The following is a 20,789-nucleotide window of genomic DNA, read 5'->3' as shown; positions in this document are numbered from 1 at the left end:
CGGGCTCCTGGCGCCGGCCCCACCGTATCGACCAACGGTCGATACCTACCGTGCCTGCGACAAAGTGAAGCAGCGCGTCACCGGGTCGCATGCCCTCTTCACGGAAATCGGCCCAGACTGGTGCGGATTCCAGAGAATGCTGCGGAGGCGTCGCGTGGACGCGTTGTTGTTGTCGCGGATCCAGTTCGGGTTCGTCATCAGTTTCCATGTGCTGTTTCCGGCCTTCACCATCGGCACGGCCAGCTGGCTGGCCTTCGTGGAGGGCCAGTGGCTGCGCACGAAGAAGCCGATCTGGCGCGAGCTGTACTTCTTCTGGCAGAAGATCTTCGCGGTGTCCTTCGGCATGGGCGTGGTCAGCGGCATCGTCATGGCCTTCCAGTTCGGCACCAACTGGCCGCGCCTGAGCCAGGTGGCCGGCAGCGTGATCGGGCCGCTGCTGACCTATGAAGTGCTCACCGCGTTCTTCCTGGAGGCCAGCTTCCTGGGCGTGATGATGTTCGGCTGGGGCAAGGTCTCGCCGCGCCTGCATTTCCTGTCCACCTGCATGGTGGCGCTGGGCACGCTGGTGTCCACCTTCTGGATCCTCTCGTCCAACAGCTGGCTGCAGACCCCGGCCGGGCACGCCATCATCGATGGCATCGTGGTGCCCCAGGACTGGTGGCAGGTGGTATTCAACCCCTCCTTCCCGTACCGGCTGGCGCACATGGCGCTGGGCTCGTTCATCACCACCTGTTTCGTGATCGGCGGGGTGGGGGCGTGGTACCTGCGCAAGGGCAAGCATGTTGAAGCCGGGCGCACCATGCTGCTGGCGGCGGTGGCCTTCGCCGCGCTGACGGTGCCGGTGCAGATCTTCGTGGGCGACATGCATGGCCTCAACACACTCAAGCACCAGCCGATGAAGATCGCGGCGGTGGAAGCGCACTGGCATGCCGAAGGCGAGGGCGAAGGCGTGCCGCTGGTGGTGTTCGCGGTACCCAATGAGAAGGCCGAGCGCAACGACTTCGAGATCGCCATCCCGCGGCTGGGCAGCCTGATCCTGACCCATTCCTTCGATGGCACCTTTGAGCCGCTCACCTCGGTTCCGGCCAGCGAGCGGCCGCCGGTGGTGCCGGTGTTCTTCGCCTTCCGCATCATGGTCGGGCTGGGCACGCTGATGCTGCTGCTGGCCTGGGCTTCGGCCTTCCAGTGGTGGCGCGGCCGCCTGCTGGAATCGCGCTGGCTGGTGCGCGGCTGGAACTGGATGCTGCCCAGCGGCTTCATCGCGCTGGTGTCGGGCTGGTTCGTCACCGAAATGGGCCGCCAGCCGTGGGTGGTGTACGGCGTGCTGCGCACTGCCGATGCGGTGGGCCCGCAGAGCGCGTGGATGACCGCGCTGTCGCTGGGCGTGTACATCGTGGGCTATGCGTTCGTGTTCGGCTGGGGCATCTGGTACCTGGTCAAGATCATCCGCACCGGGCCCAAGCCGCACGACCAGCAGCCGCCGATCGAAGACGGCAGCCACACCCCGGCGCGGCCGCTGTCCGGTGCCGACGAACCGCTGGAGGAGCGCTGACATGGAGATGACGACCTGGCTGCCGGTGGCATGGTTCGCGGTGATCGGCTTCGGCGTGCTGATGTACGTGGTGCTGGATGGCTTCGTGCTGGGCATCGGCATCCTCGCGCCGATGGCCGAGGATGAAGAACAGCTCGACGTGATGATGAACACCGCCGCGCCGATCTGGGACGGCAACGAAACCTGGCTGGTGCTGGGCGGGGCAGGGCTGATGGCCGCGTTCCCCAAGGCCTATGCCGCGCTGCTGTCGGCCCTGTACCTGCCGGTGCTGCTGCTGGTGGTGGCGCTGGTGTTCCGCGGGGTGGCATTTGAATTCCGCTTCAAGGCGCACCGTTCGCGGCGGCTGTGGAGCGTGGCCTTCGGGCTGGGCTCGGTGCTGGCCGCGTTTGCCCAGGGCGTGATCCTGGGTGCGCTGGTGCAGGGCCTGCAGGTGGTGGACGGGCAGTACGTGGGTGGGCCGTTCGGCTGGTTCAGCCCATTCTCGATGCTGACCGGCGCGGCGGTGGTGTTCGGCTATGCGTTGCTGGGCAGTACCTGGCTGATCCTGAAGACCGAAGGCCGCGAGCAGACCTTCGCGCGCACCCTGACCCGGCCGCTGGTGGTGGCGGTGATCGTGTTCATGGGGCTGGTCAGTGCGTGGCTGCCGTTCCTGGATTCGCGCCTGATGGCGCGCTGGTTCAGCGACGGCAACTTCTGGTGGCTGTCGCCGGTGCCGCTGCTGACCCTGGGCGTGGCGGTGGCGCTGTGGCGCAGCGCCATGCACCCGCGCCGCGACCTGCCGCCGTTCCTGCTGACGCTGGCGCTGTTCGTGCTCGGCTTCATCGGGCTGGTGCTGGGCATGTGGCCCTACCTGCTGCCGCCCAGCATGACCCTGTGGCAGGCGGCGGCGCCGGCCTCGTCGATGGGCTTCAGCCTGGTCGGCCTGGTGGTGCTGCTGCCGGTGATCCTGGGCTACACGGCGTGGTCGTACCGCGTATTCCGCGGCAAGGTCCGCGCGGACGCCGGATACCATTGACCGGGTCCGGGTGACGACCAACGGTCGTCACCTACCGGCATGCGGTACATCCCGGAACGGACGATTCGGGGCACATCCCCGGCCCGGCCGAAACGCGGCACATCCCTGGCCAGGCGATACGCGGTAGGTGACGACCGTTGGTCGTCACGCGCGTCACCCGTGCAGGCCTTCGATCTCGACCAGCAATTCGGCGCGGCACACCTCGGCGTGCAGCACCACGAAGGCAGGGCTGCCCGGCAGTCCGGCCATCCGCGCTGCAATCGCCGGCATGTCCTCGGCCCGGCGCACATACACCTTCAACACGGATTCCGCGCCCAGCGCAGCCGGCAACCCCGGCCTTTGCAGGCGCGCGGCATCGACCAGGCTCTGCAGGTTGGTCAGGGTCTCTTCCAGCTGCTCGGCCACCGACCCGGTGTGCTGCGAGACATGCCCGACGATGGCCGCCGTGCCTGACTGCAACAGCGGCAGGCCGGTGGCAGGCGGCGGCAAAAGGGCCCGCGAGAAGCTGGGCGACTGCGGGCCGTACTGGCGCGGGTAGCGGAACGCGCTGACCTGGCGGGGGTTCTCCAGCGGCAGGCCGGCCTCGCGGGCCGCCAGCCAGTACACCTGCAGCCGGCGTACGCCATCGAAACGGCCAATGCAGGTGGCCGCCGGCAGGGCGGCCTCGTCCAGCTCGCGCAGCCCACGCACCCGGCCCACGCAGAAGCGCCGGTAGCGTTCCTGGTCGCCGTCGCCTTCGGTCACCGCGTCCAGGTAGTTCCAGGTGCGCAGCAGGTGCGGGAAACCGCAGTTGGCCAGAAAGCCACTCATCCGAGCGTAGGCGTCTGCCGCGGCCGACTCGATATCACCGGCGACCTCGTCAATTTCGATCGCGCCGAACAGCAACGTGTCGTTGGCCGACCAGCGCACGCCCCCGCGCATGCCGTGCTGCACCGGGCTGGCGCCCTGCCAGATCTCGACCTGCGGCGGGCCCTGTTCGGCCAGCGGCACCTGCAGCCAGCGCGGGTCGTCGCAGGGCGCGGCAGTGGTTGAAAAGCCGAACACGGCCAGCGTGCGCGGGTCGGCCAGGGCGGCATCGCGTTCAGCAGCGGGGGCATAAAACGCACGGAACAGCGCGGGGTCTGCCGAGGGAGAAAGGACCTGCGCGGCCGCTACGCTGTGGATCGTGCTACTCATTTCAGATTGTGAAAACTGCCAGTGCCGAGGGTGTCATGATAGCGTGCGCTCCTTTCGCGGCGTGCCGAACACGCCGGACGATGTCGAAGACAGGCGTGGGCCGGCTGGAATGGGGGAGCCGATCCGCGTTGCCGCCAAGGCTCGTGCTGTCCAGGTGCCCATAACCATGTTGGCGTGAATGATCGAGTTCTCTGTTGTGGATTGGTCGGCCTGGGCACCGGGACTGACCACGAAATCGGATTGGCAGGCGTGGGCCCACGCACCGACGTTGCCCGAAGGCGACGACACGCCCGCGTTGCCGGAAGTGCCGGCCATGCAACGCCGCCGCATCGAGCGCTTGGGCCGCATGGCCATCCAGGCCGCGTGCTGGTGCGAACAGCCCGACGATGCCGGCCAGGTGCCGCTGGTGTTCGCGTCCCGGCATGGCGACGTGGCCCGTTCGATGGAACTGCTCGATACCCTGCGCCAGGATGCCCCGATGTCGCCCACCGGCTTTGGCCTGTCGGTGCACAACGCGGTGGCCGCGCTGTATTCGATCGCGCGCGGCCAGCGCGGCAACTACCTGGCCCTGGCCGGCGGCCGGGGCACGGTGGAGGCCGCCTGCGTGGAGGCCTTCGGGCTGCTCGCCGATGGCGCCCCGGAAGTGCGCGTGATCGCCTACGAATCGCCGCTGCCGGCGGTGTACGCCGGGTTCGCCGATGAGCCTGACCCCTTCTTCGCCTGGTGCTGGCGGCTGGCCCGCGCCGATGCGCCGGGCACCCGGCTGTCGCTGGGCTGGGGCCGGGGCGGGCAGGACAGCCCGCCCGGCGCGCTGCCGCACAGCCTGGACGCGCTGCGCTTCCTGCTGTCTGGCGAGCCGGCGCTGCAGTTCCAGGCCGATGGCCAGCAGTGGTCCTGGCAGCGCCATGGCTGAGCGCTGGCGCGCCCGCCTCGACCACGCCTGGCGCGTGGTCGGCACCGGCGTCAGTTTCGCCGCCTTCGGGATCGGCGGGCTGCTGCTGGGTGGGCTGCTGTTTCCGCTGCTGCTGCTGGTCCGTCACACGGCCCGGCGGCGCACCCTGGCGCGCCGGCTGGTCCAATTCAGTTTCGCCAGCCATGTCGCGCTGATGCGCTGGCTGGGGGTGATGACGTACGAGATCCGGGGCGCGGAACGCCTGCAGCGCAACGGTCTGCTGATCCTGGCCAACCATCCCACCCTGATCGACGTGGTGCTGCTGATCGCCCAGCTGCCCAACGCCGATTGCGTCGTGAAGCAGGCTGTCGCCTGCAACCCCTTCATGCGCGGCCCCGTCCGCGCGGCTGGCTACGTGGCCAATAGCGACGGGGCGGGGCTGATCGATGACTGCATCGCCGCCGTCAAGGCCGGGGGCACCCTGGTGATCTTCCCGGAGGGCACCCGCACTGTCCCGGGACAGCCGCTGCGGCTGCAACGCGGCGCCGCCAACATTGCCGTCCGGGGCCGGCTGGACATTACCCCGGTCAGGATCACCTGCACCCCGCCTACCCTGACCAAGGGCCAGAAATGGTATCGTGTGCCATCACGGCGTTTTCACGTTCAGCTGGAAGTCGGGGAAGATCTCCCGATCGCCCCGTTCCTGACCGGGGCCGACGATACGCCCAGGGGGGATGCCTTGGCGGCCCGGCGCGTGACCGATCACCTTGCCCACTACTTTGACTTCGCTGGAGAACCAAGCCGTGCAGGCACTTGAGCACGAGATCAAGGAATTGATCATTTCATCGCTTTCATTGGAAGACATCACTCCGGACGACATCGACGCCGCCGCACCCCTGTTCGTGGAGGGGCTGGGCCTGGATTCGATCGACGCGCTTGAACTTGGTTTGGCCCTGCAGAAAAAGTACGGTGTCAGCCTGTCCGCCGACTCGGAAGAGACCCGTCGCCATTTTTCCAGCGTGCGTGCCCTTGGCGAGTTTGTCGCCGCACGCCAGCAGTCTTAACGGCGTCTCAGGATTTGCCATGACCAAGAACGAACTTTTCGATCGCATCGTCAAGATCCTCAAGGACAGCTTTGAGATCGAACCGGTGCGCATCACGCCCCAGGCCCGCCTGTACGACGACCTGGACATCGACAGCATCGATGCCGTGGACCTGATCGTGCAGCTCAAGCCGCTGCTCGGCCGCAACCTGCAGCCGGAAGCCTTCAAGGCGGTCCGCACCGTGCAGGACATCGTCGATGTGGTGCATGGGCTGCTGCCCGGGCAAGCGGCCGCCTGACGGCCGCCGCTGAAGATCGACCATGGTCCGGGTACGCGTCGCGGCGTTTGCAGTGCTGTCGCTGGCGTACCCGCTGGTGGTGTATCTCTCGCTGGGGCGCTTCGAGCCGCGCTGGATGGCCCTGCTGCTGTTCGCCCTGGCCGCGCTGCGCGCACTGACCACCCGCCAGCCGGTGTGGTGGGCCGCCGCGATCGGCGCCGGCGTGCTGGCCCTGCTGGCCACCGCGTTCAACCAGGCGCTGCCGTTGAAGCTGTACCCGGCGCTGGTCAATGCGGTGATGCTGGTGATCTTTGCCACCAGCCTGCGTTTCCCGCCCAGCGCGGTGGAGCGGCTGGCGCGCTTGACCGAGCCGGAACTGCCGCCGTTCGCCGTGGTCTATACCCGCCGTGTCACCCAGGTGTGGTGCGGCTTTTTTGTTCTCAACGGGGGCCTGGCCCTGCTCACGGCGTTCTGGGCCTCCAACCAGGTCTGGGCGCTCTACAACGGATTGTTGGCGTACGTGATGATGGGTGTCCTGTTTGGTGGTGAATGGCTGGTGCGGCGGCGGGTGAAGGCGGCACACGCGCATGGCTGAGTGGATCGCGCTGGACCGGTTGGCGCAGCTGCCCCGGGCCGAACGCATCGTCGGCATCGATGCAGCGGGCAGTGCCGTGGCGCACCCGCAGTTCCGCACCCGGGTCATCGGCTGGCAGCAGGCGTTCGCCGCCGCGCCTGGCCGCGACTGGGCGCTCTATTTCGACGACACCCTGGATTTCGCCGCCGCGCTTTTTGGTGCCTGGCATGCCGGCAAGCGGGTGTTCCTGGGCGGCGACAACCTGCCGGCCACCCTGGACGGGCTGGCCCCGCGCGTGGCCGGCTTCGCCGGTGACGTGCCGGCGCATTTCGCGCCGCTGCAGCCGCGCGACGCCGCCGACCCTCAGGCCGAGCTGGCCGTGCTGGACGAAGACGCGCTGGAACTGGTGGTGTTCACCTCCGGCAGCACCGGCGCGCCCAGCGCGATCAGCAAGCGCATGCGCCAGCTGACCCGCGAGGTGGATGCGCTGCAGGCCGCGTTCGGTGCGCAGCTCGATGGCGCGCAGGTACACGGCACGGTCTCGCACCAGCACATCTACGGCCTGCTGTTCCGGGTGCTGTGGCCATTGGCGGCGGGTCGCTCGATCCAGCCGCGCCGCTTCTTCCATGAAGACCTGGTCAGCGCGCTGGCGCACCAGCCCTCGGTGCTGGTCGCCACCCCGGCCCATCTCAAGCGCCTGCCCGAACAGCTGGACTGGTCATCGCTGAGCGGCCAGCTGCGCGCGGTGTTTTCCTCTGGCGGCCCGCTGCCCAGCGAGGCCGCGCTGCAGGCCCGCGCGCTGCTCGGCGTGGCACCCACCGAAGTGTTCGGCAGCAGCGAAACCGGCGGCATCGCCTGGCGCCAATGGAGCGCCGAACAGCCGCAGTGGCACCCGCTGCCGGGCGTGTCCTGGCGGATCGAGGAAGGCTGCCTGGCCGTGTCCTCGCCGCACCTGGTCGACGACGCGTGGTGGCAGACCCAGGACCGCGTGGAGGCCGATGCCGGGCGCAGCTTCCGCCTGCTCGGGCGCGCCGACCGCATTGTCAAGATCGAAGAACGCCGGGTCTCGCTCGACGCGTTGGAACAGCAGCTGCGCGCGCACCCGCAGGTACAGGACGTGCGCGTGCTGGTGCTGCAGGGCGCGCGCGAACAGCTTGCCGCCGTGGTGGTGCCGCACAACGGTGGCGTGGCGCAGTGGACCGATGCACAGCGCCGCCAGCTGTCGCAGGCGCTGGGTGCGCACCTGGCCCACAGCCATGATGCGGTGACCCGCCCGCGGCGCTGGCGCTTCATCGACGAACTGCCGTACAACGCGCAGGGCAAGATCACCGCCGCCGCGCTGGAAGCGTTGTTCCGGCCACTGCTGCCGGTGGCACAGTGGCAGCAGCGCGCCGCCGACGCGGCCGTGCTGGTGCTCCCGCTCGAACCGGACCTGGTCGCCTTCGATGGCCACTTCCCGCAGGCGAAGATCCTGCCCGGGGTGGTCCAGCTGGACTGGGCGATCCATTACGCGCGCGAAGCCTTCGCCATGCCGCCGCGTTTCGAGCGGATGGACGCCCTGAAATTCCAGCACGTGGCGCGGCCGGGCGACCGCCTGCAGCTGACGCTGGGCTGGGATGCACTGAAATCGGTGCTGAGCTTCCGTTATGTCTCCGACCACGGCGTGCATGCCAGCGGGCGGGTGGTGTTCGGCGATGCTTGAGCCGCTGGTGGTGATTCCCGTCTACGACCACGAACACGCCATCGGCGCGGTGGTGCGGGGCGTGCGTGCCAGTGGCCTGCCGTGCCTGCTGGTGGATGATGGCTCGCACCCGGCCTGCGCGCAGGTGCTGCAGGCGTTGGCGCAGGCACACCCGGACCAGGTCAGCCTGCTGCGCCTGGCGGTGAACCAGGGCAAGGGCGGCGCGATGCTGGCCGGCTTCGCTGAAGCGGCGCGGCGTGGGCATGCCCACGTGCTGCAGATCGATGCCGACGGCCAGCACGACCCGGCCGATATTCCGCGCTTCGTGGCCCTGGCCACGCAGCACCCGCAGGCGGTGATCTGCGGCATTCCGGTCTACGACGACAGCGTGCCCAAGGCACGCCTGTACGGGCGCTATGCCACCCATATCTGGGTCTGGATCAATACGCTGTCGCTGCAGATCCGCGATTCAATGTGCGGCTTCCGGCTGTATCCGCTGGCCCCGGTCACCCGCCTGGTGGGCGAGGAAACCATCGGCCGGCGCATGGATTTCGACAGCGAGATCCTGGTGCGGCTGTTCTGGCGTGGCGTGCAGGTGATCAGCCTGCCCACCCGGGTGACCTATCCCAGCGATGGCGTCTCGCACTTCGATGTGTGGCGCGACAACGTGCGCATCAGCCGCATGCACACCCGCCTTTTCTTCGGCATGCTCTGGCGCGCCCCGCGCCTGCTGTGGCGCCGCGTCGCAGGAACCGCGGCGGCATGAACGCACCGGCACCGGCCAACGCCCCGCACTGGGCCGACCTGGGCGAGACCACTTCGGCCGCCGGGGTGCTGTTCCTGTGCTGGGTGCACCGCTGGTTCGGACGCTGGCCGTTCCGCCTGTGCGTATACCCGGTGGTGCTGTGCCATTGGTTGAGCAACGGCGTGGCGCGCCGCGCCTCGCTGCAGTACCTGCAGCGGCTGCAGGCGCATACCGGGGTGCTCGGCGGTACGCCGGGGCGCTGGACCAGCCTGAAACACTTCGCGCTGTTCGCCGATACGCTGCTGGACAAGCTGCTGGGCCTGGGCGGGCGCTACCCGCCCGAGCGCATCCAGCTGCAGCGCGACCTGATGCTGGAAAAGATCGCACGCCGCGAAGGCGGGCTGATCCTCACCGCGCACATCGGCTGCCTGGAGCTGTGCCAGGTGCTGGCCGAGCAGGTGCCCGGCTTCCACATCACCGTGCTGGTGCACACCGCACATGCGCAGCGCTTCAACCGGCTCATGCAGCGGCTGGATCCGCTGGCCTCGGTGGAACTGATGCAGGTCACCGACATGGGCCCGGCCACCGCCGTGGAGCTGCAGCGCCGCGTGCAGGCCGGCGGATTCGTGGCCATCGTCGGCGACCGCGTGCCGCTGCGCGGCGGGCGCACCGTGCCGGCACCGTTCCTGGGCCATACCGCCCAGTTCCCGATCGGCGCCTATGTACTCGCCTCGGCGCTGGCCTGCCCGGTGTACACCATGGCCTGCCTGCACGAAGGCACGGGCTACCGCGTGCGCTTCGAGCACTTCAGCGACCGCATCACCCTGCCGCGCGGCTCGCGCGATGCCGCGCTGACCGCGCAGGCCGAACATTTCGCCCGGTGGCTGGAACGCCAGGTCACCGAAGCCCCCTTGGACTGGTTCAACTTCTTCCCCTTCTGGGATCAGGCATCTCATGGCACGTAATGCAGGCTCCACCCCGACCCGGACGCTCCGCTTCGGCGATGCGCCGCTGACCATTGAAGACGTGGTCGCGCTCTCGCAGCGCCAGGCCGACGCCGTGGTCAGCGACGACCCGGCATTCACCGCGCGCATCCAGCGCGGCGCCGATTTCCTCGATCGCCTGCTGCGCGAGGACGGGGTGATCTACGGCGTGACCACCGGCTACGGCGATTCGTGCACGGTCAACATTCCACCGGCACTGGTTGCCGAACTGCCGCACCATCTGTTCACCTACCACGGCTGTGGCCTGGGCCGCTTCCTGGACGAACAGGAGACCCGTGCGGTCATCGCCGCGCGCCTGGCCTCGCTGGTGCGTGGCATGTCGGGCGTGAGCCATCCGCTGCTGCAGGGTCTGGCCACGCTGCTGCGCCACGACGTGCTGCCGCTGATTCCGGCCGAAGGATCGGTCGGCGCCAGTGGCGACCTCACTCCGCTGTCCTACGTGGCCGCCGTGCTGTGTGGCGAACGCGAGGTGATGTACCAGGGTCTACGCCGCCCGGCCGCCGAGGTACTGGCCGAGATCGGCATGGCCCCGCTGCGGCTGCGGCCCAAGGAAGGCCTGGCGATCATGAACGGCACCGCGGTGATGACCGCGCTGGCGTGCCTGGCCTACGACCGCGCCGATTACCTGACCAGGCTGGCGACCCGCTTGACCGCCTTCAACGTGCTGGCCAGCGACGGCAACGCACACCATTTCGATGAAATGCTGTTCGCCGCCAAGCCACATCCGGGCCAGATGCAGATCGCCGCGCGCCTGCGCGACGACCTGCACAGCGACCGCCCGCCCCGCAACGAACAGCGCCTGCAGGACCGCTACTCGCTGCGCTGCGCCCCGCACGTGATCGGCGTGGTCCAGGATGCGCTGCCGTTGCTGCGCCAGTTCATCGAAACCGAACTCAACAGCGCCAACGACAACCCGCTGATCGACGCCGATGGCGAGCGCATCCTGCACGGCGGCCACTTCTACGGTGGCCACATCGCCTTCGCCATGGATGCGCTGAAGAACACCATCGCCAACCTGGCCGATCTGCTCGACCGCCAGCTGGCGCTGGTGGTGGACGCGCGCTTCAACCACGGCCTGCCGGCCAACCTGTCGGCCTCCACCGGTGAGCGTGCGGCGATCAACCACGGCCTGAAGGCGCTGCAGATCAGCGTCTCGGCGTGGACCGCCGAAGCGCTCAAGCAGACCATGCCGGCCTCGGTGTTCTCGCGTTCCACCGAATGCCACAACCAGGACAAGGTCAGCATGGGCACCATCGCCGCGCGCGACTGCCTGCGCGTGATCGAGCTGACCGAACAGGTGGTGGCCGGCATGCTGATCGCCGCACGCCAGGGCGTGGCCCTGCGCGAGCGGGTCGGCATGAACGCCACCCTGCACGGTGACCTGGCCGCCATGTACCAGGACCTGTGCGGACGCATCGCGCTGGTGGAAGAAGACCGCGCCCTGGACGGCGAGCTGCGCAGCCTGCTCGACGATATCCGCAGCCAGCGCTGGAGCCTGTATGACCGTCCCTGACCTGAGCTTCGAGGTCGCGCTGTCGCCGACCTTCCACGACTGCGATCCGATGCACGTGGTGTGGCACGGAAACTACTTCAAGTACTTCGAAGTGGCGCGCTGCGCGCTGCTGCAGCGCCATGACTACGACTACCCGCAGATGCGCGATTCCGGCTACATCTGGCCGGTGGTCGACGCGCGGGTGAAGTACATCCGCCCGCTGCTGTACGGCCAGGCGCTGCGCGTGCGCGCCACCATCACCGAGTGGGAAAACCGCCTGAAGATCGCCTACGAGATCTTCGACGCCGACAGCGGCCAGGTGCTCACCCGTGCCCACACCATCCAGGTCGCGGTCGACGCGGCCACCAACGAAATGCTGTACCTGTGCCCGTCGGTGCTGTGGGAACGGCTGGGAGTACAGGTGCCATGATCCGTTTCCTGCGCACGCTGGGCGTGCTGGTGCTGCTGGCCGTGGCCAGCCCCGTGCTCGCCGCGCCGGCCGCCAGCGTGGACCTGGTCAAGCAGCGCGTGGCCAAGGTCAACGTGCTGCGCGGCGAATTCAGCCAGGACAAGCAGGTTTCCGGCTTCAAGAATCCGCTGCGCTCCCAGGGCCGCTTCGTGCTGGCCCAGGACCGTGGCGTGATCTGGACCACGCTCAAGCCGTTTCCCTCCGAAGTGGTGGTCACCCGCGACCGCATCCTCAGCCGCCAGCGCGATGGCAGCAGCCGGGTCGAACTGGACGGCCGCCAGCAGCCGGCGATGCGGTCGGTCAACGCGATCATGTTCGCGCTCATGAGCGGCGATGCGCAGGCGCTGTCCGCGCAGTTCACGGTGAAGGTCGACGCGCTGCCCGACAACGGCTGGCGCATGCACCTTACCCCGCGCTCGCCGATGCTGGCCAAGGTGTTCAGTGCGCTCGAACTGAGCGGCGACCGTTACGTGCGGGAAGTGCAGATCACCGAAGCGAACCAGGATGTCACCCGCATCCACTTCACCGCCCTGGGCGAAACCCCGGCGCAGCTCAGCGCCGACGAGGACCGCCGGTTTGAATGAGTCGTTGAATTCGGCCTGGCGCGAGAACGGCCGGCTGCAGCGCGCATGGCGCTGGCTGGCGGTGGCGTGGCTGCTGGTGTTGGTCGGGCTGGGCGTGCAGCAATGGCAGCTGTGGTCGAAGGAATCTCGGATTGACACCGACATCCTGGCGCTGCTGCCGCAGGATGCGCACGACCGCCTGCTGTCCGATGTAACCCGGCGCATCGCCGATGCGAATGCGCGGCAGATCGTGGTGCTGCTTGGCAGCGCCGACGGCGCGGCCACCAAGGCCGCCGAGCAGGCTTTCCGCCAGCGCCTGCGCGACGATCCGCAGGGCAAGGCGTTGTTGCAGGAAAGCGGCTCCATCGAAGGCTGGTTCGACCAGGCGCGCGCGTTCTACGCGCCGTACCGCGACCGCCTGCTGACCGGGCAGCAGCGCCAGCGCCTGCAGGATGAGTCCGCCGAAAGCCTGTCCGAATCCGCGCTGGCCGCGTTGTACGGCCCGATGGGCGCGCCGCGCCTGACCGAATGGCGGCAGGACCCGCTGTCGCTGTGGCCGCAGTGGTGGCAGGAGCGGGCTGCCGCCTCCGGCCTGCGCATGGGCGACGACGGCCTGCTCGAGGCCGACGGCAAGCACTGGTCGGTCATCCAGTACGAAACGCTGGGTTCCGCGTTCCAGCTCGATGGTGAGCGCCATATCGACCTGCTGCTCGATGCCGCCACCGCCGCTGCGGCGAAGCACGCCCCCGGCCTGGAAGTACTGCGCGCCGGCGTGCCGCTGCACGCCGAGGCCGCCGCGGTGCAGGCCAACTGGGAAATCAACACCATCGGCTGGGGTTCGCTGGCGGCGGTGCTGCTGCTGGTGTGGCTTGCATTCCGTTCGCTGCGCCCGATCCTGCTGGTGGCCGCCTCGCTGCTGATCGGCTGCGGCGTGGCGCTGGCGGTGACCGTGCTGGTGTTCGGCAAGGTGCACGTGCTGACCCTGGTGTTCGGGGCCTCGCTGGTCGGCGTCGCCGAGGATTACGGCATCCACTGGTTCGCCTCGCGCCAGGCCGAGCCGGCCGACCGCCGCTGGAAACTGCTGCGGCACCTGCTGCCCGGCCTGTGGCTGGCCCTGGTGACCAGCGCGCTGGCCTATCTCGCGCTGGGCCTGGCGCCGTTCCCCGGCCTGCGCCAGATGGCGCTGTTCTCCGTTGTGGGCCTGGCCGGTGCGTTCCTGACCGTGATCTTCTGGTTCCCGTGGCTGGATGGCGGCGAAATCCGCAGTACCCGCTTCGCGCGCTGGCTGGGCGCCACGCTGGAGCGCTGGCCGCGCCTGCACGGGCGCCGCCCGGTCGGCTTGTTCCTGGGTGCGGTGGTGGTGCTGTCGGGCCTTGGCATGCTGCGCCTGACCGCGGACGACAACCTGCGCAGTCTGCAGTCCTCGCCGATGTCGCTGATCAACCAGCAGATCCGCATCAGCCAGATGCTGGGCATGCCCAGCCCGGCACAGTTCTACCTGGTGCAGGGCGACAACGCCGAACAGGTGCTGGAACGCGAAGAAGCGCTGATCGAGCGCCTGCGCGTGCTCTCGGCGAACAAGCAGATCGGCGGCTACCGCGCGATCAGCGAGTGGCTGCCGTCGGTACAGCGCCAGCACGCCGATGCCGCGCTGACCGCGCGGGTCGAGCCGCAGGTACTGGCTGCCGTCGGCGAAACGGTCGGTGAAAGCCTGCAGCGCCCGGACTACGCGGCGCAGGACCTGCAGGCCGAGGCGTTCCTGGCGTCGCCCGCCGCCATGCCGTTCCGCCACCTGTGGCTGGGCGAAGTGGGCAAGGGCATGGCCTCGGTGGTGATGGTTGATGACCTCTCCCGCGCCGATGCGCTGACGCTGCTCGAAGCGCAGGCCAAGGGCATCGACGGCGTGCGCTGGGTCGACCGCACCGCTGATTTCTCCGCGCTGCTCAAGCACTACCGCAAGCTGATGAGCGCGCTGCTGCTGGTGGGCATCGTGCTGGTGTTCGCGGTGCTGTACTGGCGCTACCGCGCGCAGGCATGGCGCGTGTTCGCTCCCACGCTGGTGGCCGGCGCGCTGACCCTGGGCCTGCTCGGCCTGTTCGGGCAGCCGCTGCAGCTGTTCAATGTATTGGCGTTGATGCTGCTGCTCGGCATGGGCATCGATTACGGCATCTTCCTGATCGAACACCGCGGCGATGCCAGCGCCTGGCTGGCGGTCTGCGTCGGCGCGGCCAGCACCTGGCTGTCGTTCGGCCTGTTGGGCCTGTCGGCCACGCCGGCGCTGCGCGCGTTCGGTCTCACCCTGCTGTTCGGCATCGGCCTGGTCTGGTTGATCTCGCCGCTGTTCCGCCCGCCACCGCACGACGCACCGCACTGAGCGACCGCGCCGGACACCCCCTACTTCTTGATCAAGGATGCATCGATGACCGCAGCACCGGAAACAACTGAAATCCTGGTGATCGGTGCCGGCCCTGCCGGCTCCGTGGCCGCCGCCATGCTGCGCCAGCAGGGCCGCCAGGTTCTGATGCTGGAGCGCCAGCAGTTCCCGCGCTTCTCCATCGGTGAGAGCCTGCTGCCGCAGAGCATGGAGTACATCGAAGCGGCCGGCCTGCTGCAGGACGTGGTCGAAGCCGGCTTCCAGTACAAGAACGGCGCGGCCTTCGTGCGCGGCGAGCGCACCACCGAGTTCGACTTCCGCGACAAGTTCTCGCCGGGCTGGGGCACCACCTACCAGGTGCAGCGCGCCAATTTCGACGACGTGCTGGCGCGCGGCGCCGAGCGCATGGGCACCACCCTGCGCTTCGGCGACGAAGTGCTGTCGGTCGAGCCCGGCAGCCCGGCGCGCGTGCAGGTGCGCCGCCCGGATGGCAGCGAGTACACCATCGAAGCCGGCTTCATCCTCGATGCCAGTGGCTTCGCGCGCCTGCTGCCGCGCCTGCTCAACCTGGAATCGCCGTCGAACTTCCCGGTGCGCGGTGCGATCTTCTGCCACGTGCGCGACCACATTCCGGCCGATGCCGGTTTCGACCGCAACAAGATCCTGATCACCACCCATCCCGAACACGTGGACGTGTGGTACTGGACCATCCCGTTCTCCAACGGCTGCTGTTCGCTGGGCGTGGTGGCCGAGCCGAGCTTCTTCGAGAAGTACGACGGCACCGACCTGGAGAAACTGCAGGCCATCGTCGGCGAAGACCCGAACCTGACCCGCCTGCTGAAGAACGCCGAATGGGCGGTGCTGCCGGTGCGCACCATCACCGGCTATTCGGCCAACGTCAGCTCGCTGTGGGGCGAGGGCTACGCGCTGCTGGGCAACGCCGGCGAGTTCCTGGACCCGGTGTTCTCCTCCGGCGTGACCATCGCCTTCAAGTCCGCGCAGCTGGCAAGCGACTGCCTGGCGCGCCGGCATGCCGGTGAGCAGGTGGACTGGGAGCGCGAATTCGCCCTTCCGCTGCGCGCCGGGGTGAAGACCTTCCGCCGTTTCGTCGAGGCCTGGTACGCCGGTGGCTTCCAGAAGATCATCTACCACCCCGACCCGCAGCCGGATGTGCGCCGCATGATCTCCTCGATCCTGGCCGGTTACGCGTGGGACACCACCAACCCGTACGTGGCCGATGACAGCGGCCGCCGCCTGCGGGTGCTGGAGGAACTGTGCACCGGCTGATCCTGACGTTGCTGTTGAGCGTGTTGCTGGCGGCCTGCGCCAGCACCCGCATGCCCGCTCCCCTGGTGCAGCTGCCGACCCTGCAGCTGGCACCCTCGGCGCTGGCCGAACCGCTGCAGCTGCAGCAGCGCCTGCAGTTCCGCTTCGGCAGCCACGAGCGCGAGCTGGATGCGCTGCTCGAGGCCGATGGCGAGCAGGTGCGGCTGGCGGTGCAGGCAATGGGCCAGACCGGCGTGCGCATGGTCTGGGACGGGCACACCCTGGAACAGACCCGCGCCCCGTGGCTGCCGCCGCAGGTGCGTGGCGAACGCGTGCTGGATGACCTTCAGTTCGCGCTGTGGCCGGCCGATGCCATCCGGGCGAAGCTTCCCGCTGGATGGAGCCTGGTCGAGGCCGACGGTGGCCGCCGCCTGGAGCAGGGTGGCAAGGCGTGGCTGGTACTGGAACCGCTCGACGGCGGCCGCCTGCGCCTGCGCAACCTGGCCGAAGGCTATGAACTGGTGATTGAATCGTTGGACATGGGACAGGCACGACAGTGAGCAGTAGCGCGGTATATCTGAACGAGCTGGGCGTGGTCTGCGCACTGGGCAGCGGGCGCGCGCAGGTGCGCGACGGGCTGTTCGCCGACCAGCCCGGCGGCCTGAGCGACAACGACACCCTGATCGCCGGCCGCACCCTGGCGCTGGGCGAAGTGAGCGGGCCGCTGCCGGACCTGTCGGCGTTGCCGGTGGCGCTGCGCGGACGCAACAACGCGCTGCTGGAAGCCGCGCTGCTGCAGATCCGCCCGGCGGTGGAAGCGGCGATCGCGCGCTTCGGCGCCGGGCGCGTCGCGGTGATCATCGGCACCAGCACCTCGGGCATCGGCGAATCCGAAGGCGCGCTGCGCCTGCAGGCCGACGAAGGCCGCTGGCCGGACGGTTTCGACTACGCGCAGCAGGAAATGGGCACCTCGGCGCGCTTCGTGCGCGAGCGGATCGGCAGCGACGGCCCGGCCTGGACCATTTCCACCGCCTGCTCGTCCAGCGCCAAGGCGCTGATGTCCGCCGCGCGCCTGCTGCGTTCGGGAGTCGTCGATGCCGTGGTGGCCGGTGGCGCCGATTCGCTGTGCCGCTTCACCGTGGCCGGCTTCTGCGCGCTCGAATCGGTGTCGGCCGCGCGCTGCAACCCGTTCTCGCGCCACCGCAACGGCATCAACATCGGCGAGGGCGCCGCGCTGTTCCTGATGACCCGCGAGCCGGGCCCGGTGCGCCTGTCCGGCTGGGGCGAATCCTCCGACGCGCACCACATGTCCGCGCCGGACCCGCAGGCGCGCGGCGCCATCGAGGCCATCCAGCAGGCGCTGGACCGCGCCGGCCTGGCCGCCGACCAGATTGATTACGTCAACCTGCACGGCACCGCCACCGGCCACAACGACGCCATGGAAAGCCTGGCCGTGGCCAGCGTGCTGGGCACGCAGGTGCCTGCCAGCTCGACCAAGCCGCTGACCGGGCACACCCTGGGCGCCTCGGGCGCGATCGAAGCGGCGCTGTGCTGGATGACCCTGGCCGACAACCCGGACCAGCGCCTGCCCACGCACTGGTGGGACGGGCAGGGCGACGAGGCGCTGCCGGCGCTGGCCCTGGTGGCGGCTGGCACGCGCGCGGCGCAGCCGCTGCAGCATGTACTCAGCCATTCGTTCGCCTTCGGCGGCAGCAATGCCGTGCTGGCGCTGGCGCGGGGATGAGCATGCAGTTGCCGACCGATATCGAAAGCGTGCTGCCGCATCGCGAGAGCCTGCGGCTGATCGACCGGGTCATCGAATGGCAGCCGGAATCCATCGTGGTGGAAGTGGACGTGCCCACGCACGGCCTGTTCTCCACGCCTGACGGGGTGCCCGCCTGGGTGGGCGTGGAGTACATGGCACAGGCGATTGCGGCCTGGGCCGGCTGCCGCGCGCGCGCCGAAGGGCGCGAGCCGTCGATCGGATTCCTGCTCGGCACCCGCCGCTATACCGCCCACCAGCCGGCCTTCACGCCGGGCAGCTGCCTGCGGGTGGAGGCACACTGCGAGCTGATGGGCGAAAATGGACTGGGCATGTTCGCCTGCCGGATCCTGGCAGGGGATGTTGAATTGGCGGTCGCCAACGTATCGGTGTTCGAACCACGCGATGCGATGGCTTATCTGGAGAGTGGAGAGGCATGACAGGGAATCTGACCGTGCTGGTGACCGGCGCCAGCCGGGGCATCGGCCGCGCCGTAGCGCTGCGGATCGCGCGCGATGGCTTCGACGTAGTGGTGCATTGCCGCAGCAGGATCGACGAAGCGCAGCAGGTGGTCGCGGAGATCCAGGCACTGGGCCGCCAGGCCCGGGTGCTGATGTTCGACGTGTCCGACCGCGAGGCCGCGCGCACTGCGCTGGAGGCCGATGTCGACGTGCACGGCGCCTATTACGGCGTGGTCTGCAACGCCGGCATCGCCCGTGACGGTGCCTTCCCGGCCATGCCCGCCGAGGACTGGGATGCGGTGGTGCACACCAACCTGGACAGCTTCTACAACGTGCTGCACCCGCTGGTGATGCCGATGGTGCGGCGGCGCAAGCCGGGCCGCATCGTCACCCTGTCTTCGGTGTCGGGGCTGGTCGGCAACCGCGGCCAGACCAACTACAGCGCGGCCAAGGCCGGCATCATCGGCGCCACCAAGGCGCTGGCGCTGGAACTGGCCAGCCGCGCGATCACCGTCAACTGCGTGGCACCGGGCCTGATCGAGACCGAGATGGTCAACGAAGAAGTGCTCGAGCACGCCCTGAAACTCATTCCCGCCGGGCGCATGGGCCAGCCGGACGAAGTCGCGCACGCGGTCTCGTTCCTGCTGTCCGAATCGGCCGGCTACATCACCCGCCAGGTGATCTCGGTCAACGGAGGCATGGTCTGATGAGCCGACCCGATCGTCGCGTCGTGGTGACCGGTGCCGCCGCCATCAGCCCGTTGGGGCACGACTGGCCGAGCATCCGCGCGCGCCTGCATGCGCAGGAAAACGCAGTGCGCTACATCCCCGGCTGGGAAGTGTTCGACGGCCTCAACACACGCCTGGCTGCACCGGCCGAAGACTACGAGCTGCCCTCGAACTACAACCGCAAGACCACCCGCAGCATGGGCAAGGTCGCGGTGATGTCGGTGCGCGCCACCGAACTGGCGCTGGAAGCGGCCGGCCTGCTCGGCCATCCGGTGCTGCGCAGCGGCCTGGCCGGCGTGGCCTACGGGTCGTCCTCGGGCAGCCACGAAGCCACCGCCGAATTCGGTCGCATGCTCCACGAGCACACCACCGAAGGCATCAGTGCCACCACCTACCTGAAGATGATGAGCCACACCTCGCCGGTGAACATTGGCGTGTTCTTCGGCTTGTCCGGTCGGGTCTACACCACCTCCAGTGCCTGCACCTCCGGCAGCCAGGGCGTGGGCTCGGGTTACGAGGCGATCCGCAGCGGCAAGCAGACGGTGATGGTCACCGGCGGCGCCGAACAGCTCGACGCCACCGCCGCGGCGGTGTTCGACACCCTGTTCGCCACCAGCGTGCGCAACGATGCGCCGAAGACCACGCCAAGTCCCTTTGATGCCCACCGCGACGGCCTGGTGCTGGGCGAGGGCGCCGGCACCCTGATCCTGGAAGAGCTGGAACACGCGCAGGCGCGCGGCGCCACCATCCTGGCCGAAGTGGTCGGCTACGGCACCAACAGCGACGGCCAGCATGTCACCCAGCCCACCGCCGACACCATGGCCCAGGCCATGCGCCTGGCGCTGGAAGACGCCGGGCTGGAACCGGGCCAGATCGGCTACGTCAATGCACATGGCACCGCCACCGAACACGGCGACATCGCCGAAACCCAGGCCACCGCCCAGGTGTTCGGCGCGGGCATGCCGATCAGCTCGCTGAAGAGCTACGTCGGCCACATGCTCGGCGCCTGTGGCGCGTTCGAAGCGTGGGTGACCATCGAAATGATGCGCGAAGGCTGGTTCGCCCCGACCCTGAACCTGCACGAGGTCGACCCGCGTTGCGGCGCGCTTGATTTCATCCGCGGCGAAGGCCGGCAGATGCAGCCCGAGTACGTGATGAGCAACAACTTCGCCTTCGGCGGCATCAACACCTCGTTGATCTTCCGCCGCTGGCAGGACTGACTTTCCCCCGAGCAACACCCCGCCTTACCAACAAGGAGATGTTTGAATGCGTCGTTTTGCCCTGATTGCCGCCACCGCCCTGCTCGCCGTTGCCAGCACCGCCAATGCCCGTGAAACCCGGGTCGAGCTGCCGCTGCATGACCTGATCAACTCCCCGGAGGCAAAAGCCGCCGGCATCGACGGCAGCGTCCGTTTCTTCCTGGCCGGCGAAAAGGTCAACGTCCAGCAGCGCCTCGGCGAAGACGTGACCAACAAGAAGACCAATGCCGCCAACAAGAGCGATGCCGAGGCCTGCAACTGGGTGGCCCTGTCGGCGCTGAAGGCGCTGCAGGACGGCGCCAAGTCGCGCGGCGCCAACGCCGTGGTCGACGTCGTCAGCTACTACAAGAAGAACGAGTTCAAGAGCACCACCAACTTCGAATGCTACGCAGGCGCCATCCTGGCCGGCGTCGCCCTGAAAGGCACCTACGCAAAGGTGAAGTGACGCTTCGCGGC

General features: G+C 68.7%; 22 protein-coding genes. 21 read left to right on the top strand and 1 reads right to left on the bottom strand.

All coding sequences use genetic code 11. The features are described 5' to 3' along the window. Window positions 1-154: 154 nt before the first annotated feature. Window positions 155-1,552: a cytochrome ubiquinol oxidase subunit I gene (locus ACQG3P_RS12670; protein ID WP_249834397.1), complete on the top strand. Its 1,398-nt coding sequence runs from the start codon at window positions 155-157 to the stop codon at window positions 1,550-1,552. 1 nt (window position 1,553) lies between these two features. After that, on the top strand, window positions 1,554-2,567 hold the full coding sequence (gene cydB, locus ACQG3P_RS12665) for a cytochrome d ubiquinol oxidase subunit II (RefSeq protein WP_068854461.1): 1,014 nt from the start codon (window positions 1,554-1,556) through the stop codon (window positions 2,565-2,567). 153 nt (window positions 2,568-2,720) lie between these two features. Here cydB and ACQG3P_RS12660 read toward each other — a convergent pair whose 3' ends face one another. Beyond that, a complete protein-coding gene (locus ACQG3P_RS12660) occupies window positions 2,721-3,743 on the bottom strand; it encodes a pteridine-dependent deoxygenase (RefSeq protein WP_426805254.1) in 1,023 nt (340 codons plus the stop codon). Window positions 3,744-3,921: 178 nt separating this feature from the next. Between ACQG3P_RS12660 and ACQG3P_RS12655 the strand changes: the two genes are divergently transcribed. From ACQG3P_RS12655 to ACQG3P_RS12565, 19 genes are read left to right on the top strand one after another with little or no spacing between them, the layout of a single operon-like run. Then, window positions 3,922-4,656 (top strand): beta-ketoacyl synthase chain length factor, encoded by a 735-nt coding sequence (locus tag ACQG3P_RS12655; protein ID WP_217537505.1) that lies wholly within the window; start codon window positions 3,922-3,924, stop codon window positions 4,654-4,656. Next, window positions 4,649-5,452 (top strand): lysophospholipid acyltransferase family protein, encoded by an 804-nt coding sequence (locus ACQG3P_RS12650; RefSeq protein ID WP_336442750.1) that lies wholly within the window; start codon window positions 4,649-4,651, stop codon window positions 5,450-5,452. The genes ACQG3P_RS12655 and ACQG3P_RS12650 overlap by 8 nt, the downstream gene beginning before the upstream one ends. After that, window positions 5,439-5,699 (top strand): phosphopantetheine-binding protein, encoded by a 261-nt coding sequence (locus tag ACQG3P_RS12645; protein WP_068854459.1) that lies wholly within the window; start codon window positions 5,439-5,441, stop codon window positions 5,697-5,699. The genes ACQG3P_RS12650 and ACQG3P_RS12645 overlap by 14 nt, the downstream gene beginning before the upstream one ends. Before the next feature lie 19 nt (window positions 5,700-5,718). After that, window positions 5,719-5,976 carry an acyl carrier protein gene (locus tag ACQG3P_RS12640; RefSeq protein ID WP_068854458.1) on the top strand — a complete coding sequence of 86 codons (258 nt, stop codon included), beginning with the start codon at window positions 5,719-5,721 and terminating at the stop codon, window positions 5,974-5,976. A 22-nt stretch (window positions 5,977-5,998) separates the two neighbouring features. Beyond that, window positions 5,999-6,550 (top strand): hypothetical protein, encoded by a 552-nt coding sequence (locus ACQG3P_RS12635; RefSeq protein ID WP_210131347.1) that lies wholly within the window; start codon window positions 5,999-6,001, stop codon window positions 6,548-6,550. Continuing rightward, a complete protein-coding gene (locus tag ACQG3P_RS12630; protein WP_426805253.1) occupies window positions 6,543-8,231 on the top strand; it encodes an AMP-binding protein in 1,689 nt (562 codons plus the stop codon). The genes ACQG3P_RS12635 and ACQG3P_RS12630 overlap by 8 nt, the downstream gene beginning before the upstream one ends. Next, window positions 8,224-8,976 carry a glycosyltransferase family 2 protein gene (locus ACQG3P_RS12625; protein ID WP_426805252.1) on the top strand — a complete coding sequence of 251 codons (753 nt, stop codon included), beginning with the start codon at window positions 8,224-8,226 and terminating at the stop codon, window positions 8,974-8,976. Before ACQG3P_RS12630 ends, ACQG3P_RS12625 begins: the two co-directional genes overlap by 8 nt. Then, on the top strand, window positions 8,973-9,920 hold the full coding sequence (locus tag ACQG3P_RS12620; protein WP_320457720.1) for an acyltransferase: 948 nt from the start codon (window positions 8,973-8,975) through the stop codon (window positions 9,918-9,920). Before ACQG3P_RS12625 ends, ACQG3P_RS12620 begins: the two co-directional genes overlap by 4 nt. After that, complete coding sequence (locus ACQG3P_RS12615) at window positions 9,910-11,472, top strand: HAL/PAL/TAL family ammonia-lyase (protein ID WP_426805251.1); 1,563 nt, start codon at window positions 9,910-9,912, stop codon at window positions 11,470-11,472. Before ACQG3P_RS12620 ends, ACQG3P_RS12615 begins: the two co-directional genes overlap by 11 nt. Continuing rightward, on the top strand, window positions 11,459-11,881 hold the full coding sequence (locus ACQG3P_RS12610; RefSeq protein WP_068854452.1) for an acyl-CoA thioesterase: 423 nt from the start codon (window positions 11,459-11,461) through the stop codon (window positions 11,879-11,881). The genes ACQG3P_RS12615 and ACQG3P_RS12610 overlap by 14 nt, the downstream gene beginning before the upstream one ends. Continuing rightward, on the top strand, window positions 11,878-12,504 hold the full coding sequence (locus ACQG3P_RS12605; RefSeq protein ID WP_068854451.1) for a LolA family protein: 627 nt from the start codon (window positions 11,878-11,880) through the stop codon (window positions 12,502-12,504). The genes ACQG3P_RS12610 and ACQG3P_RS12605 overlap by 4 nt, the downstream gene beginning before the upstream one ends. Then, window positions 12,425-14,857 (top strand): MMPL family transporter, encoded by a 2,433-nt coding sequence (locus ACQG3P_RS12600; protein WP_426805250.1) that lies wholly within the window; start codon window positions 12,425-12,427, stop codon window positions 14,855-14,857. The genes ACQG3P_RS12605 and ACQG3P_RS12600 overlap by 80 nt, the downstream gene beginning before the upstream one ends. 45 nt (window positions 14,858-14,902) lie before the next feature. Further along, window positions 14,903-16,144 carry an NAD(P)/FAD-dependent oxidoreductase gene (locus tag ACQG3P_RS12595; RefSeq protein WP_426805249.1) on the top strand — a complete coding sequence of 414 codons (1,242 nt, stop codon included), beginning with the start codon at window positions 14,903-14,905 and terminating at the stop codon, window positions 16,142-16,144. Beyond that, window positions 16,132-16,683 carry a DUF3261 domain-containing protein gene (locus tag ACQG3P_RS12590; RefSeq protein WP_093532651.1) on the top strand — a complete coding sequence of 184 codons (552 nt, stop codon included), beginning with the start codon at window positions 16,132-16,134 and terminating at the stop codon, window positions 16,681-16,683. Before ACQG3P_RS12595 ends, ACQG3P_RS12590 begins: the two co-directional genes overlap by 13 nt. Continuing rightward, window positions 16,680-17,867, top strand: coding sequence for a beta-ketoacyl-[acyl-carrier-protein] synthase family protein (locus ACQG3P_RS12585; RefSeq protein WP_426805248.1), 1,188 nt, complete (start codon window positions 16,680-16,682; stop codon window positions 17,865-17,867). The genes ACQG3P_RS12590 and ACQG3P_RS12585 overlap by 4 nt, the downstream gene beginning before the upstream one ends. Then, window positions 17,864-18,325, top strand: a complete 462-nt coding sequence (locus ACQG3P_RS12580; protein ID WP_179197292.1) for a hotdog family protein — start codon at window positions 17,864-17,866, stop codon at window positions 18,323-18,325. Before ACQG3P_RS12585 ends, ACQG3P_RS12580 begins: the two co-directional genes overlap by 4 nt. Further along, window positions 18,322-19,053: a 3-oxoacyl-ACP reductase FabG gene (fabG, locus tag ACQG3P_RS12575; RefSeq protein WP_426805247.1), complete on the top strand. Its 732-nt coding sequence runs from the start codon at window positions 18,322-18,324 to the stop codon at window positions 19,051-19,053. Before ACQG3P_RS12580 ends, fabG begins: the two co-directional genes overlap by 4 nt. Continuing rightward, a complete protein-coding gene (locus ACQG3P_RS12570; protein ID WP_095363241.1) occupies window positions 19,053-20,294 on the top strand; it encodes a beta-ketoacyl-ACP synthase in 1,242 nt (413 codons plus the stop codon). Before fabG ends, ACQG3P_RS12570 begins: the two co-directional genes overlap by 1 nt. Window positions 20,295-20,340: 46 nt before the next feature. Continuing rightward, complete coding sequence (locus ACQG3P_RS12565) at window positions 20,341-20,778, top strand: excinuclease ATPase subunit (RefSeq protein WP_093532656.1); 438 nt, start codon at window positions 20,341-20,343, stop codon at window positions 20,776-20,778. The last annotated feature ends 11 nt before the right edge of the window (window positions 20,779-20,789 follow it).

Origin of the sequence: Stenotrophomonas sp. SrG (genome assembly GCF_050031795.1) — a bacterium.
Classification (GTDB): Bacteria; Pseudomonadota; Gammaproteobacteria; order Xanthomonadales; family Xanthomonadaceae; genus Stenotrophomonas; species Stenotrophomonas rhizophila_A.
This window is presented reverse-complemented; position numbering and strand designations above follow the sequence as displayed.

What these genes read in the sequence shown, in the direction of transcription:
- ACQG3P_RS12610 (WP_068854452.1), top strand. Translation starts at nt 11,459, where the DNA reads ATGACCGTCCCTGACCTGAGCTTCGAGGTCGCGCTGTCGCCGACCTTC.
- ACQG3P_RS12620 (WP_320457720.1), top strand. Translation starts at nt 8,973, where the DNA reads ATGAACGCACCGGCACCGGCCAACGCCCCGCACTGGGCCGACCTGGGC.
- ACQG3P_RS12635 (WP_210131347.1), top strand. Translation starts at nt 5,999, where the DNA reads ATGGTCCGGGTACGCGTCGCGGCGTTTGCAGTGCTGTCGCTGGCGTAC.
- ACQG3P_RS12595 (WP_426805249.1), top strand. Translation starts at nt 14,903, where the DNA reads ATGACCGCAGCACCGGAAACAACTGAAATCCTGGTGATCGGTGCCGGC.
- ACQG3P_RS12640 (WP_068854458.1), top strand. Translation starts at nt 5,719, where the DNA reads ATGACCAAGAACGAACTTTTCGATCGCATCGTCAAGATCCTCAAGGAC.
- ACQG3P_RS12580 (WP_179197292.1), top strand. Translation starts at nt 17,864, where the DNA reads ATGAGCATGCAGTTGCCGACCGATATCGAAAGCGTGCTGCCGCATCGC.
- ACQG3P_RS12570 (WP_095363241.1), top strand. Translation starts at nt 19,053, where the DNA reads ATGAGCCGACCCGATCGTCGCGTCGTGGTGACCGGTGCCGCCGCCATC.
- ACQG3P_RS12650 (WP_336442750.1), top strand. Translation starts at nt 4,649, where the DNA reads ATGGCTGAGCGCTGGCGCGCCCGCCTCGACCACGCCTGGCGCGTGGTC.
- ACQG3P_RS12605 (WP_068854451.1), top strand. Translation starts at nt 11,878, where the DNA reads ATGATCCGTTTCCTGCGCACGCTGGGCGTGCTGGTGCTGCTGGCCGTG.
- ACQG3P_RS12565 (WP_093532656.1), top strand. Translation starts at nt 20,341, where the DNA reads ATGCGTCGTTTTGCCCTGATTGCCGCCACCGCCCTGCTCGCCGTTGCC.
- ACQG3P_RS12660 (WP_426805254.1), bottom strand. Translation starts at nt 3,743, where the DNA reads ATGAGTAGCACGATCCACAGCGTAGCGGCCGCGCAGGTCCTTTCTCCC.
- ACQG3P_RS12655 (WP_217537505.1), top strand. Translation starts at nt 3,922, where the DNA reads ATGATCGAGTTCTCTGTTGTGGATTGGTCGGCCTGGGCACCGGGACTG.
- ACQG3P_RS12625 (WP_426805252.1), top strand. Translation starts at nt 8,224, where the DNA reads ATGCTTGAGCCGCTGGTGGTGATTCCCGTCTACGACCACGAACACGCC.
- ACQG3P_RS12630 (WP_426805253.1), top strand. Translation starts at nt 6,543, where the DNA reads ATGGCTGAGTGGATCGCGCTGGACCGGTTGGCGCAGCTGCCCCGGGCC.
- ACQG3P_RS12615 (WP_426805251.1), top strand. Translation starts at nt 9,910, where the DNA reads ATGGCACGTAATGCAGGCTCCACCCCGACCCGGACGCTCCGCTTCGGC.
- fabG (WP_426805247.1), top strand. Translation starts at nt 18,322, where the DNA reads ATGACAGGGAATCTGACCGTGCTGGTGACCGGCGCCAGCCGGGGCATC.
- ACQG3P_RS12600 (WP_426805250.1), top strand. Translation starts at nt 12,425, where the DNA reads ATGTCACCCGCATCCACTTCACCGCCCTGGGCGAAACCCCGGCGCAGC.
- cydB (WP_068854461.1), top strand. Translation starts at nt 1,554, where the DNA reads ATGGAGATGACGACCTGGCTGCCGGTGGCATGGTTCGCGGTGATCGGC.